General features: G+C 66.6%; 11 protein-coding genes. All 11 read right to left on the minus strand.

The window, feature by feature from the left end; translation table 11 throughout:
• Positions 1 to 137: 137 nt before the first annotated feature.
• The 11 genes from AC1DRO_RS12110 to AC1DRO_RS12160 all read right to left on the minus strand — a co-directional run bounded on the left by AC1DRO_RS12110 (position 138) and on the right by AC1DRO_RS12160 (position 13,583).
• Positions 138 to 566 (minus strand): ATP-binding protein, encoded by a 429-nt coding sequence (locus AC1DRO_RS12110; protein WP_243178209.1) that lies wholly within the window; start codon positions 564 to 566, stop codon positions 138 to 140.
• Positions 559 to 891: an STAS domain-containing protein gene (locus tag AC1DRO_RS12115; protein ID WP_079552596.1), complete on the minus strand. Its 333-nt coding sequence runs from the start codon at positions 889 to 891 to the stop codon at positions 559 to 561. Before AC1DRO_RS12115 ends, AC1DRO_RS12110 begins: the two co-directional genes overlap by 8 nt.
• The gene (locus tag AC1DRO_RS12120) at positions 875 to 2,872 is read right to left on the minus strand and encodes a glycosyltransferase family 2 protein (protein ID WP_476951029.1); all 1,998 of its coding nucleotides are present in this window, start codon (positions 2,870 to 2,872) and stop codon (positions 875 to 877) included. The genes AC1DRO_RS12115 and AC1DRO_RS12120 overlap by 17 nt, the downstream gene beginning before the upstream one ends.
• Before the next feature lie 140 nt (positions 2,873 to 3,012).
• Positions 3,013 to 4,227 (minus strand): PP2C family protein-serine/threonine phosphatase, encoded by a 1,215-nt coding sequence (locus tag AC1DRO_RS12125; RefSeq protein WP_476950981.1) that lies wholly within the window; start codon positions 4,225 to 4,227, stop codon positions 3,013 to 3,015.
• A 288-nt stretch (positions 4,228 to 4,515) separates the two neighbouring features.
• On the minus strand, positions 4,516 to 5,283 hold the full coding sequence (locus tag AC1DRO_RS12130; protein ID WP_476950982.1) for a GntR family transcriptional regulator: 768 nt from the start codon (positions 5,281 to 5,283) through the stop codon (positions 4,516 to 4,518).
• 51 nt (positions 5,284 to 5,334) lie between these two features.
• Positions 5,335 to 6,024: a beta/alpha barrel domain-containing protein gene (locus AC1DRO_RS12135; RefSeq protein ID WP_476950983.1), complete on the minus strand. Its 690-nt coding sequence runs from the start codon at positions 6,022 to 6,024 to the stop codon at positions 5,335 to 5,337.
• Between the two features lie 73 nt (positions 6,025 to 6,097).
• Positions 6,098 to 6,919 (minus strand): HAD-IIA family hydrolase, encoded by an 822-nt coding sequence (locus tag AC1DRO_RS12140; RefSeq protein ID WP_043436900.1) that lies wholly within the window; start codon positions 6,917 to 6,919, stop codon positions 6,098 to 6,100.
• A gap of 226 nt (positions 6,920 to 7,145) precedes the next feature.
• On the minus strand, positions 7,146 to 8,555 hold the full coding sequence (gene eat / locus AC1DRO_RS12145; protein WP_028278167.1) for an ethanolamine permease: 1,410 nt from the start codon (positions 8,553 to 8,555) through the stop codon (positions 7,146 to 7,148).
• A 288-nt stretch (positions 8,556 to 8,843) separates the two neighbouring features.
• Positions 8,844 to 10,595 carry a glycerol-3-phosphate dehydrogenase/oxidase gene (locus AC1DRO_RS12150; RefSeq protein ID WP_476950984.1) on the minus strand — a complete coding sequence of 584 codons (1,752 nt, stop codon included), beginning with the start codon at positions 10,593 to 10,595 and terminating at the stop codon, positions 8,844 to 8,846.
• A 131-nt stretch (positions 10,596 to 10,726) separates the two neighbouring features.
• The gene (locus AC1DRO_RS12155; RefSeq protein WP_476950985.1) at positions 10,727 to 12,097 is read right to left on the minus strand and encodes an iron-containing alcohol dehydrogenase; all 1,371 of its coding nucleotides are present in this window, start codon (positions 12,095 to 12,097) and stop codon (positions 10,727 to 10,729) included.
• Positions 12,081 to 13,583, minus strand: a complete 1,503-nt coding sequence (locus AC1DRO_RS12160; RefSeq protein ID WP_476950986.1) for a xylulokinase — start codon at positions 13,581 to 13,583, stop codon at positions 12,081 to 12,083. Before AC1DRO_RS12160 ends, AC1DRO_RS12155 begins: the two co-directional genes overlap by 17 nt.
• Positions 13,584 to 13,789: the final 206 nt, after the last annotated feature.

Consider the following 13,789-nt stretch of genomic DNA (forward strand, 5'->3'; position numbering starts at 1 on the left):
CCGGGCCCCGGCCAAGCGGGGCATCCTGACGGAACGCGGCTTGCCTACGGAAGCCACAATATCCAGTGTCCGTCATGACGGTTCCGCTCCGGGGTCAAACGAAGCAGGAGATCCCGAGGATTGTCCAAGGATTCCGCTCAGTCGCGCAGCGGGGACTTTGACAGGATCCAGGTGTTCGTCCCGTCCTGGCGCTTGAATGTCACGGTGGTGACCAGGGCGCGAATAAGGGCGAGCCCGCGCCCTGATTCAGCCTCGCCGTCGGGCATGGCGGCGTCAGTGTCAATGGGGTCGGGGCAGACGGCATTGAAGGCACTGACCCGGGCCTCCAGCCTGACGGACGTAGCGCTGATGTCGACCCCGAGTTCCACGGGCTTCGTGGATTCGGGAACGGCGTGCTGCACCACGTTGCTGGCAGCTTCGATCACGGCCGTGGCGAACGTCATGCGGTCCAGGTCCGGAACGAAGGAAGCGTCATCCCACAGTTTGTCGAGCTCGGTATGCACGGCCTCGATGGCTTCCGGAAGTGCCGTCTGGCGGAGCGTCCGCCGGGCGAGAATGTCAGTCATCCCCGAAAGCTTCAGCCGCGGAGGGGTACGACGTCAGGACTTTGTCCATGCTCGTAAGGCCCAGGACCATTTGAACCTGGGGCTGGACGGCCGCGATCCGAAGGTCGCCACCGGCTTGCCGCGCGGCCTTGAGGCACCCGATGAGCGCTCCAAGCCCGGACGAGTCCATGAACGCTGTCGCTTCGAGGTTGATCACGATCCGGGCCGAGCCCGAAGCGACAACTTCCGCCACCATTTCCCGCAGTTTCGGCGCCGACACCATGTTGAGCCGGCCGGCGGCTGTTATCTCGGCGTAGCTGTCTTTCACTTCATAGCTCAGGTCCACGGAGGGCCCTTTCGGTGGAGGTCTCGTTGCTCGTGTCGGGGTCATCGCCGGAACCGCCGGCAGAGTATCCGCGGTACAGGACGGCCCGCACCAGGATGCTCATGACGATCAGGTCAAACACCACCCAGAATACGTTGACGAGTGTGCCGATCGGCTCGGACATTCCGGCAACGAGCCGCCCAATCCCAACAACCGACGCGATGAACAGTACGACCGACACGGCGATCTGTGGGCGGATCAGGCTCCATCGTGGACCTCCAGACTGGCGGTCCTTCGGCGTGACGGCGAAGCCGAGGGGATGCCCGAACCAGACGTTCCGGGCCGCCGTCGTACATGCTTTGATCCAGGTGGGGAACAGGGCGAGGCTGTACTGCTGACCGCGCCAGGTGGGGATGCCTCTGCCGGCAACGGCAAAGAGGAGCTGGTTGACCACCATGAACGGAATGAATCTCAGGAAGAAGTCGGCGCTCAGGCTGGTGACGGGCAGGATCCCGAAGAGCAGGTAAATGATCGGCGCGGCGAAGTAGACGACGGCGGCGAAGCCGCTGAGGTAGGTCCACATCGTTGCGAAGTACATAAGCCGCTGGCCCAGCTTCAGCCCGCGCTGAAGGAGCGGGTTCTCCCGCAGAAACACCTGGATGGTGCCCTGGGCCCAGCGCAGGCGCTGGGTCAGCATGGTGCCGATGTCTTCCGGTGCCAGCCCGTAGGCCAGGACCTCGTGGTGGTAGACGCTTTGCCAGCCCATGGCGTGCATGCGCATGGAAGTCGCCATGTCCTCCGTCACGGAAATCGTGGCCAGCGGCATGACCGGCTGGGCCTCGTCGGTCCGTTCCACCGATAACGCGTCCAGCACCGCCTGCACGGACTCGATTGCCCCAAGGGGAGACCAGTCCCTGGCCGCCATGCGCTGCACAGCATCATCGGTCACCACGGGCACTCCGGCGTCACCGACCTCCACCGGCGCCATCGCGGCAATTTCCTTCAGGTCGGCCTGAAGGGCGGACACATCGGCCAGCACCAGTGCCTGGACGGCCTGGTCCACCCGGCGTCGTGCCCGGTACGTGATTTCGCTGAGTGAGTCGCCGGCGTCGAGCCGGCGGCGGGCCTCTTCGGTTGCCGCTTCGACCTCGTCGAGGGTGTGCTGAATCAGCAAGGATTCGTCGGTTGCCGCTTTGCGTGCCTTGCGGATAGCCGCCCGGGATGCGCTGAGGGCGCGCCGGATACTCTTCTCGGTTTCCTTGACGTACCCCGACAGTCCCAGCTGCATGAGGGCCTCCCTGCGGAGGATGGCGTTGGAGCCGCAAAAAAAGGCAGCGTTCCAGCCGTCCTTGCCCTGCTGGATGGGGCCGTAGAACAACGGCGCCTGGCTGCCCAGGGGATCGTCGGCCGGGACGTTGCTGAAATATTGGGGCGTCTGGACGAGGGCGACTTTGCGGTTGTTGAAGTAGCCCAGCGTCTTGTCCAGAATGTCCGGTTCGGGGATCTGATCCGCGTCGAGAATGAGCAGGAACTCGCCCTCGGTTTGCATCAGGGCGTTGTTCAGATTCCCCGCTTTCGCGTGCCGGGGCATCCCGCTCCATTCCGCGCTTCGGGTCACGTACCCCAGTCCGCTCGCCGCGGCCAGTTGCCGGAGCGCGGGCCTGTCACCATCGTCAAGTATCCAGGTGCTGTGCGGGTGCCGGATCTTTTGGGCGGCAAGCGCCGTCGTCATCACCAGCTCCAGCGGCTCGTTGTACGTCGTAATGAAAACGTCAACCGTGGCGTCCGCGGGGGCCGGTGCCGGCGGTGTGCGGGACTTTAGCCGCCAGACTGTCATTCCGAAGAGCAGCACGTCGATCAGGCTGTAGGTCTCGGCGGCGACCAGCGGCACGGCGATCCACCACGCGTCCCAGTTCAGTGACGCCAGCCAGCGCCAGGCCACGTAGTTGACGCCGGCCAGCAACGTCAGGAGCACGAGGAGCCGTACCCCGAAGAGCTGCACGGCGCTCCCGGAGCGTTGCTGTGGCGCGTCGGCGCGGTCCGGGTCTGGGTAGCGCGGCGTTTCGGTCACGCGAGCGTCCTTTCGCGAGGGGTGAGTGGGCATCCTGCCGGGCCTCGGTGCGGCACCCAGGACGGGCGCACTTAGGCGGATTCTGGTTCGCGCTGGAGCAGGACCGCAGTGATGTCGTCCAGGATGCCGTGTTTTCCCCGCCGGTCGCAGAGTTTCTTCACGGCGGTGTCCGGATGATCCTGCGCCTGGCGGCTGTCCAGGGCTGCGGCGAGACGGCCGAGGTCACCGCCGTGCAGGTCCAGGAGGCCGTCCGTCGGAACCAGGAGGGCATCGCCCGGGGCGAGCCGGAAGGTGTGCGTTTCCCAGCTTTGCCCGGGTATCAGGCCCAGTGGCGGCCCCGTCGGGGACAGGCGTTCAATCGTGAAGTCGGAACGGAGGATATAGCTCAGTCCCTGGCCGGCGTCCGCATAGTGGCCTGTGCCGGTTGCAGGGTCGATCAGCGCGTGGAACACCGTGGCATAGGAGCCCACACGGGCCAAGGTATCGTCGAGGCTCCCCGACACGTCCTCGAAGATTCGGGACGGCCCGGCTTCCCAGCCGGTGTGGGCGAAGGCGGACCGGACGGTGCCGGCCACGATTCCCGGACCGATACCTTTGCCCATGGCGTCGCCGACGGTAATGCGGAACTGGCCGGCCGCGGTCATGCCGAGCTCGTAGAAGTCACCGCTAAGCCCGGAGGCAGGGTAAAAGCAGGTGCCCAGCGAGTAGCCGGCCGGTGCAGGGGGAGTGGGCGCAAGCAGGGCCCGTTGCACCCGGGCTCCGTTGTCGATGTCCCACGAAAGGTTCATTTCGCGCTGGATGATCTCAGTGAGGTCCTCGAGGATCTTCTGCTGCTCTGCGCTGAATACCCGGGGCGCCTGGTCGATGATGCAGAACGTTCCGACATGCGTGCCGCCGGGCCCGGTGAGGGGATGGCCCGCGTAGAACTGGATATGGGGATTGCCGGTCACGAGCGGGCTCTGCCGGAAGCGTTCGTCGGTGAGGGCGTTCTCCACGATCATGGTTCCCGAGGACTTGATCGCCTCGGTGCAGAACGTGTCACGCCGCTCCGACTCGCGGGCGAGCGGACCGACGAAAGATTTCAGGAATTGCCGGTCCTCGGCGATCAAGGAAATGCTGGCCGCACTGACACCGAAAAGCCCCTGAGCGAGCCGCGTGATCCGGTCGAAGCGCTCCTCCGATGGTGTGTCCAGAAGGCGGGTTCTGGAAAGGTCCTCCAGCCGCGCCCACTCCGGGGCTTCAGCCCCGCTGAGGCGCGATTCGGATTGGTAGCCCGTGCTTGTCATACGTCCTTCACACATCTGAGGCGATTGAGCCCAACGAGGCCTGTACGGCCGTTCGACGTGGGCGTCCGCTGTCCTCGCGGCGGGCTCCCACGCTTCGATCGAGCTTCCCGCCAGCCAGCGGGACCCGGTCACGGCAACCCTACCGTCGATCGGTGTTCAGGGCGTTGTCACGTCTTTAACGAGCCCGTATAAGGCAGTCTCCGGCCGGACAACCTCCACAACGGGAACGGCCGGGCACGCTGGGGAGCGTGCCCGGCCGTGTGTCCGGTGTTTGTGGTTGTTGCCCGGTCAGCTCCGTGACTCTGAGAGGGCCGGAGCGGCCTGGACCTGGTGGGCGGGTGGCTGGGCGCGGCGGTTGAGCCACATTTCGAAGACGTCGCTGGTGTGCCACTCGAAGGAGGCGAGCACCGGGGTGCCGTTGATGTCGTAGTCGACCTCGTCGAAGTAGAGCAGCGGAACGCCTTCGTTGACCTGGAGCTGTGCGGCCTCAGGGGGTCCGGCGAGGACGGGGAGCAGCTTGGCCCGCCCGTTCCGGACGCCGTAGTTGAGGGTCTCGAGCAGGTCGAACAGGGACGGGCCGAGGTTGGACCGGGCCGCTTGGGGCACGAGGGCCAGAGGGATGCGGTCGAGGCTGTAGACGACGGGCCGGGCATCGGCGAACCGGACCCGTTCGACGATGACGACCTCGGCCCCGCGGTCCAGGCGGAGCCGGGCCCGGTCGCCGTCATCGGCGGGTACCACGCGCTGGGAGATGATCCGGATGCTGGGGGTGAACCCGGCGGCCTGAATCATCGCGGTGTAGCTGACGTTCAGGTCCAGCGCGTGGCGCTGTGGCACCCTGGTGACGTAGGTGCCTTTGCCATGGAGGCGGGAAAGGTACCCGGCGTCGATCAATGCCCGGTAGCCTTCGCGGACCGTGGCGCGGCTGACCGCGAACTTCACCGACATTTCGTCCTCGTTGGGGAGCCGGTCGCCGACGTTATACGTGCCGTTGCTGATGAGCTCGGTGAGTTCATCTCGAACCTGTTCTGCAAGATTTGGCCGGCGACCTGACATGGTGTCCTCCCTGGGGCAATAAATCCAGTGTACTGGCGGTGCGGGTTCTGATTAGACGCGGGCGCCGGCGGCGGCGTCGGCGTAGGACAGGGCGGTGCGGACCTGGGACACGACGTCCTTTTCGCCGGGGAGCTTGCCGTCGAAGATGGCCGCGCCGATGGTGAAGCCCCAGACGCCGGCTTCGGCGAGACCGCGGATCTGGTCCTCGTTGACGACCGAGCCGGCAGCGATGGTGGGCCCATCGACAACGCGGGCGACGGCGGCGGTGAGTTCCAGCGGATCGACGGTGGCGTGGCGGTAGGCGAGCAGGTCCACGCCGTGGACGCCCTCGAGCTTGGAGAGTTCGGCGGCGTGCGCGGTGATCTCCTCGATGGTGCCGAGCAGTGCGCTGGGGTGCCCGGCGACGCGGCCGGGGAAGGGGGCCAACTTGATTCCGGTGCCGGCGAGCTTCTCGACGGCCTCGGCGGCGAACTTGCCGCCCACGATCCAGTCCACGCCGGCGGCGATGGCGGCGTCGATGGAGTCCATCTCATCAGCCTTGTCGACCGAAACCACCTCGAGGTAGACCACCAGGTCCGCGGCGTGCGCGGCGGCGGTCAGCTCACGTGCCTTCTCGGCGGTGGCGCCGACGTCCTTGAAGCCGATGTGGCGCAGCCCGGTGTCCTTGACCTGCTCGAGGACCTCCAAGGCGTTGTCGACGGTGCGGTCGTTGTGGGTGAGCATGAAGATGAATTCAGACATTGTTCTTGTTCTTTCGCTTGTGGTGGGTGGTGCCGGGTGGGTGCTGCTGCTGGTGGGGTGGTGCGTGTGTGGGTCAGGCGGGGAGGAGTCCGCGGACGTCGTCCAGGACGTGGGTGGGCAGGATGCCGGAGGCGGCGAGGTGGTCATCGGTGGTCGCTCCGGACATCACCAGGGCCGAGGCCATGCCGGCATTCAGGCCCATGGCGACGTCGGTCAGGAGCCGGTCCCCGACCATCACGGCCTCGTGGGCAGGGACGCCGAGGCGGTGCAGGAAGGCGTTGGCCATGTGGACGCTGGGTTTGCCGACGATCGCTTCGGCGCGTCCGCCGGTGCAGGCCTCGATGGCCGCAAGCATCGCGGCACAGTCGGGCAGGCCGCCGTCGGGGGTGGGGCAGTACGGGTCGGGATTGGTGGCCACGATCACGGCGCCGGCCTTCACGGCCTGGTAGGCGCGGGTGAGTTTGTCGTAGTCGAAGGTCCGGTCGAAGGAGACCACCACGACGTCGGTCTGGGCCGGGTCCTCGGTCAGGGTGAACCCGGCGCCGCGCAGCGATTCGATCAGGACCGGTTCGCCCACGGCCAGGACACGGGCCCCGGGGTGGCGGCCGGCGAGGTACAGGGTGAGCGCGTCGAGCGCGGAGATTACGTCCTGGGCCTGGGCCGGGATGCCGAGCCGGGTCAGCTTCGCGGCGTAGGCCTCGGCGGTCTCGAGCGGCTTGTTGGTCACGAAGACCACCCGGGCCCCGGAGTCGCGCAGCGCCGCCACGACGGTGTCCGCGCCCTCGATCAGGTCATCGCCCAGATACAGCGTGCCGTCCAGGTCGAAGGCGTAGCCCCGGTAGAGCGGGGCCGCTTCGCGGCGGCCGGTTTCTTTGGCCAGTAGTTCAACGGGCATCGTTGCCCTCCTTTCGGCCCCTTGCGGGACACAATACAAGTCTAACGTTAGACGTCTAACGACTCAAGTCGATGGTGGAATCTTTGGAAGAAAGTTTCGCGGTGTGGTGCCGGTGGTGCTGGTGCCGGGCGGGGGCTGCCGGGTCGCGGCGCCCCCGCCGGGCGGTCGGCCAGATCAGCCTGGCGGGCTGGCCGGGCTGTCGGGCTTTTTGGTGGGGCTGGGTTGGTCAGGCGTCCGCGGTGAGGGCCTGGTCGGTGAGGGCGAGTTCTTCTTCGGCGGTGTAGTTGCCGACGCGCTTGCGGCCGACGGCGAAGTAGTAGGCCATGAACAGGGCCACCATGATCACGGCGATGACGAACGCGAGGGGGAAGCTGACCAGGGCTGCGGGGATCAGGATCCCGGCCAGGATCAGTGCGATCCACATCGTGACGCGTCCACCGCGTGCCTTGTAGGGGCGGTGCAGGTCGGGGCGCTTCTTCCGCAGCACCAGGGCTGCGGCCATCATCAGCATGTAGGACACGGCCGCGACGAGCACGGAGAGAGTGACCAGGACCGGGATGGCGTCCGGGAGGATGGTGGCGCCCAGGATGACGAAGACGAAGCCGATGACGCCGGGCACGATCAGCGAGCCGACCGGAGCGTGATGCTTGTTGAGCTTGGACAGTGATGCCGGCAGGTAGCCTGCACGGGACAGGGCGAAGGTCTGGCGTGAGTAGGCGATCACGATCGCGTGGAACGAGGCGACCAGGGCGGCGAGGCTGAAGATCGCGATCACCGGGACGATCCAGGTCTGGGATCCCACGACGTTGGACAGGGCCACGGTCAGCGGGGCCGCTGCGCCGGGGAAGTCGGACCCGCCGACGCCGGCGGCGACGGTGAGGGTGCCGAGGCCGATCACGGCGAGGGTGATGAAGGCCATGATCAGGGCCTTGGGGATGTCCTTGGCCGGGTTCTTGGTCTCTTCGGCAGCCATGGGGAGGCTTTCGATGGCGAAGAAGAACCATGCGGCGAGCGGCAGGGTGGCCCAGAGGCCGCCGATGCCGTTGGGCAGGATGGCTCCGCCCGAGTAGGCGTTCAGGTTATCCAATGACATCTTCGGCGCACCGATCACCATGAAGACAATGAGGCCGACGACCGCGACGGCGGTGAACACGAATTCGATCTTCATCGAGTTGCCGGCGCCCAGGAGATGGACCACGGTCGAGCCGATGTAGAGGACTGCGGCGCTGACCAGGACCGGCACGTCGGGGAAGAGGACCTGCACGTAGGCGCCGACGGTCAGCGCCACCGCGACCGGGGCAAACACGAATTCCAGAAGGACGCTGACTCCGGCGAGGTATCCCCAGACCCGGCCCAGTGCTGTGCGGACGTAGGCGTAGGCTCCACCGGCGTGGGGTACTGCTGCGGACAGTTCGCCGATCACGGTTGAGAGGCCGGCGTAGAGCAGGCCCATGATCGCAATTGCGATCAGGTAACCCCAGTAGCCGGTCAGGCCCAGGCCCGCGTTCCAGCCGTAGTAATCACCGGAGATCACGGCGCCGACGCCGATGCCCCAGAGCAGGACGGGCCCTGCAACCTTGTGAAGATTCTTTTTCTTGTGCTCCGCCTGCACTGGCGAAATTGTGGCTTGTGACACTGACCTGCTCCTTTGCGGGTTGTATCCATCATCGGCGCCACGGGAGGTGGGCCGTCTGATGTTTGACGAGGAAGCCGCGGGATTGCTCCGGTGGCTGGGTGCCGGGCTGAAATCAGCGCTCCGGGACCGGGTGTTACGAACGGCCGCCGCGGGGGCGGCGGGCCTGGCTTTTCTCTGGCGTCATCGGCAGGGAAAGTGTCCGGAAGGGGCTTTCGCGACCTTGTTCATCAAGCATACCAAGTCGTTAGACGTCTGACAAGAAAAAGTTTTTGTTGTTTTCCGGGACGGTTAGGCGTGCAGGCCGGCCGCCGCGCGGGCGGCAGGAACTGCCCTTTTCATGACAGCATCGGCAGAGGCGTCATCGGGTACGGAGATCGCTTCCCGCTGGAGGCGCACGAATTCCTGATAGCGCTCCAGTTCGTCGTCGACGTCTTGCGCAGTCCAGTCCAGGGCCGGGGCCACGGCCCTGGCAACCTCGGACGCGGCTTCTTCGCCGAAATCCTTGGATTCAATGGAAATACGCAGGCGGCGCTCAAGGACGTCCTCCAAATGCAGGGCCCCCTCGTGCGTCACCGCGTACAGCGCTTCAGCCAGAAGGGCGCCGCCGCCGCCGCAGATCTCCAGCCCGAGCACCCTGTTCTCGGCCACAGGCTTCAAGACCTCAGTGGCCATGTTTCCGTAGCGACCGACCAGGCGTGCCGCGTGGCTGGACGGCAGTCCGAGGGTTTCGAGCATGTAGGCGCAGACGCTTTCCATCTCGGCGGCAACGAAGTTTTCGCCACCGAGGAGGGGCAGGTCCAGTGTTTGCGAGGGGCGGGCAGTGCTTCGCCCCTTCGTCGCGGCGTCCACAGCGTCCTTTGCCATGACCCTGTAGGTGGTGAGTTTGCCGCCGGCGATCACCGCGATGCCCTCGTGGGGCACGTCAACGACGTGTTCCCTGCTCAGCTGCGCGGTCGAGCCTGCCTTGCCTTTCACGAGCGGGCGGAGTCCGGCGTAGACACCGAGGATATCCTCGTGGACGATCGGGACCTCGAGCACCTTGTTGACGTGGTCGAGCAGGTACTGGACGTCCGCGGAGGTGGCGGAGGGGTTCGTTTTTCCCAGGTCCCATGGCGTGTCGGTGGTGCCGATGATCCAGTAGTTGCCCCAGGGGATGACGAAAAGGACACTTGCCCCTGCTCGCAGGATCAATCCCATGGTGGACGGGAAGCGATCACGGTCAACGAGGATATGAACCCCCTTGGACATGGTGACTTCGACTGCCGAGTCGACGCCGATCATGGTTTGCGATTCTGCGGTCCACACACCCGTTGCGTTGATGATGGAGCGGGCCCGCACCTCGAACCGCTCACCCGTCTCTTCATCCGAGACGAGTACTGTGTGGTCCGCGCTGCCGGTGCCGGGCACGATCTCCACTGCGCCGGCGCGATTCATCGCATGGACGCCCCGTGACACCGCAGTGCGCACGATCGTTGCGACCAGCCTGGCGTCATCGACCTGGGCATCAAAGTAGCTGATGCCCCCACGGCATGCAGCACGGTTCAGGCCGGGCAGTTCAGCCCTGACGCGCTTGCGGCTGAGGTGGCGGTGCAGTCCGACGCCCGGGTGGCGGCCGCCGGCATAGCTGAACAGGTCATACAGGGCCATCCCGGCCCCCACATAAAACCGCTCAGCCAGCGGCGCGGTGACGGGGTAGAGGAACGAGACAGGCCTGACGAGGTGGGGTGCGATTGTGCGCAGGAGAAGGCCGCGCTCCACAAGGGCCTCCTTGACCAGCTTGAAGTTGAGCTGCTCAAGGTAGCGGATTCCGCCGTGCACCAGCTTGGAGGACCGGCTGGAAGTGCCGCTGGCCCAGTCGCTCTTCTCGATAATGCCAACCGTAAGTCCCCGCGATGCCGCATCGAGGGCAGCGCCGGCGCCGACAACGCCGCCGCCAATAACAAGCACGTCGAGTACTTGTGACTTCATCGCAGCGCGGGCTGCTTCGCGTTGCGCAGTGTTGAGTCGCCCGGTTCCGGGGGAAGTGGCGGTCTTGCTCATTGTGGCCTCCAAGGGTCTGCCTGCCTTTCGTGGCCAGGCTTCATCAGCATCAAATGTCATTAGACGTCTGACGAATAAAAGTTGATGTTGTTTGTTTGGGAATTGGTTTCGCGTGCGGTGAGGCCCGGCGTTTACAGTCCGGCGCCGATCCGTTCCGCTTCGGCGAGGGCGGCCAGGACGTCGGTCTTCGTCCACGCTCCGGTGAGGTAGGCGAGGTCGGCGATGTTGAAGCGGTTGCGCATGAGGTGGCAGTTCGTGAGCGCCCAGATGACGTCGTCTTCCTTGCTGGGGTTTTCCAGTTCGGAGAAACGGGTGGGCGCGCCGGCGGCGCGGAGCGCCGCGACGATTGCTTCCGGTTCGCCCAGCAGGCCCGAGAGCACCTCGGCGTGCGCCGGCCAGGTTGCGGCGGCGTCGCGGATTTTGGCGCCGGCGTCGACGGTACGGAGGTGTTCGAGTTTCTTGGAGTAGTCGGACCAGCACTCGTTGCTCGTGGAGCCGGCCTCGTCCATCCAGTCGAAGGCCTCCCGGACGGTGCGTTCGGCGTCGTCCGGCTCGGGGAGCCGGACGACGCCGAGGCTTCCGGTGCGGAGCTTCTCGTTCATGTTCCGCCAGAGGATCGCGACGACGACGGTCGCGACGCCCACCTGGGCGCCGTGGTGGGCGGTGTCTGTGCCGCGGGCCGTGCTGGCCATGTCCAGGAGGTGGCTGATGACGTGTTCCATGCCGGAGGACGGGGAGGTTTGTCCCGCGACGCCCATCGAAATGCCCGACAGGGTCACGAACTTGGCCAGCGTCGACAAGGACTCCGGGTCAGAGGTCCCCACGCCGGGGGCAAGGCCCAGGAGTTCGGCGCCGTGGCGGCGGGTCATGGTCGCGGCCTCGGCGGAGTAGCCGCGGTCCATCTCGACGAGGGAGGACAGGTACCAGTCCGCGGGGGCGGTGAACATCGAGATCATGTCGCCGAGTCCGGAGCGGTTCAGCAGTGCCGGCGCCCCTTCCAGGACGTTGCTGTCGACCACGAGTGCGCTGGGCCAGCCGGAGTGGGCGGTGCGCTTGACGCCGTTGATCAGCAGCACGGACTGGTCATCGGCGAAGCCGTTGACGGAGGCGGCGCTTTGCACGACGACGTGCGGCCGGGTCCCGGCGGCGACCTTGCCGATGTCGCACAGGGTGCCGGAGCCGATGGTGACGATGACGTCTGCGCCGGCACAGCCGGCGGTCGCAGCGCTCACCGTGGTCTCGTCGGCGTGGACGTGGCCCGGGAGGGCCACGGTGGTGACCGTGCCGAGGGTTTCCAGGAGGGCCGTGACGGCGGGCTTGAGGTAGGTACCCGAGCCGGTGGTGTAGACGTCCTCGTCGGTCAGGACGGCGATGCTGTTATGGGCCGGGAGGGCGGCGACGATGTCGTGGACGGAGTCCAGCACGTCGGCGCCGATGACGACCTGGTCGAGGCCGACCAGGGGGTGGGAGAGGTAGCGGTCGAGGTCAGACGAGAGCGTCATGGCGTGTCACTTTCTGCGGGATGGATTCGACGGCGTCGAAGAGGGAGCGGTAGTCCTGGTAGGCCATTTCAAGGGCCTCGGCATGGGCAGGGTCGGGGTCGATGCTGACCGGGTCGAGTTCGACCACGGCATCGACGGCGGATTCGAGGCTGGCGAAGGTGCCGGCGGCGACGGCGGCGAGCAGTGCCCCGCCGGTGGCGCTGGTCTCCTCGGTGAGCACCTTCTGGATCGGGGTATTACAGAGCGTGGCCTTCGCCGAGAGCCACAGCGCGGAGCGGGCCCCGCCGCCGACGACCCGGACCGACTGGGCCAGGCCCATCGCATCAATCCGGTCGTAGATGTCACGGAACGCGAAGCAGTTCGCCTCGATGATCGCCCGGGCCATGTCGGTGGAGTCGTGGTTCATCGACAGCCCGGCGAACGTCCCGCGCAGGGAGTCGTTCCACCGGGGCGCCATGGAGCCGGTCAGTGCCGGGATGAAGCGGACCCCGCGGGCGCCGGGCTCTGAGCGGGCGGCGCGGTCGAAGAACTCCTGCTGGCTGACGCCGAGGACGTTCTGGGCAAACCACAGCGTGTTGCCGCCCGAGACGAACCCGGGGTTCTCGATCAGGTAGGTGCCGTCCACGGCGTGCGCGTGGGTCTCGACGAGTTTGGTCTCGTCGAAGACCGGGACGGCGCTGGAGACGCCGACCGGTTCGGCCGTGCCGAGGATATCGACGACCACCCCGGGCCGGACCCCGCCGGCGCCCAGGCATGCGGCGTGGTCATCCCCGGTGCTGACCACAACGGCGCAGCCCGTGGTCAGCCCCAGCGCCGCAGCCGCCTCCGCGGTCAGGGTCCCGGCGACGTCGGTGGCGCGGCCGATCTCCGGAAGCTTGGCCCGGTCCAGCCCGGCGGCGTCGATGAGTTCATCGCTCCAGTCCCGGGTCACTACGTCATAGAGCAGCGAGGACGAGGAATTCGCGTGGTCCTGGATCGAACGGCCGGTCATCCATGCGACAGCGTAGCCCCCGACCGAGGGCAGCGACGCGGCCCGCCGGTACACCTCGGGCTCGTTGTCGGCCAGCCACATCAGCTTTGGTCCGGTGTGGCTGGCGTCCAGGTTCAGCCCCGTCCGGGCGAACAGCCAGTCCGGATCGATCGCGTTCCCGAGCCGGGCAACCTGTTCGGTGGCGCGCCGGTCCAGCCAGATAATGGCCGGCCGCAGCGGACGCATGTCGGCGTCCACCGGCACGACGCCGTCCACCTGGCTCGAGAGCCCGATATGGGTCACCTCGGCCGGCTTCACGCCGGTCCGGGCCAGCACGGCCCGGACACTGGAGGCAATCCCGTGCCGGTAGTGCGCCGGATCCTGCTCTGCCCAGCCACTGTGCGGGTGCGCCATCGCATACGCGCTGCTTGCGGTCGCGACGATCACGCCCTCCGGCGACATCAGCACCGCCTTCGCGCTCTGCGAGCCAAGATCACAGCCAATTACATATCCCAATGAAATACTCCTTTGTATCCCAGTGGCCTTCCCCCGAAGCCATCACCATCTGCGTAAGTCGTCAGACGTCTAATAACTAGGTTACGGGTGCGGCTCCCGGCCGTCAAGCCCCGCCGATGTCCTTCCGGCACGAGCACCCCCGCCGAGGTCCCCGGCCTCGCTTGCGTCACGAGCCGCTGGCCCGGGGTGAAGCCGTCACGGACGTT

It is taken from the genome of Arthrobacter sp. P4_F11, assembly GCF_056401395.1.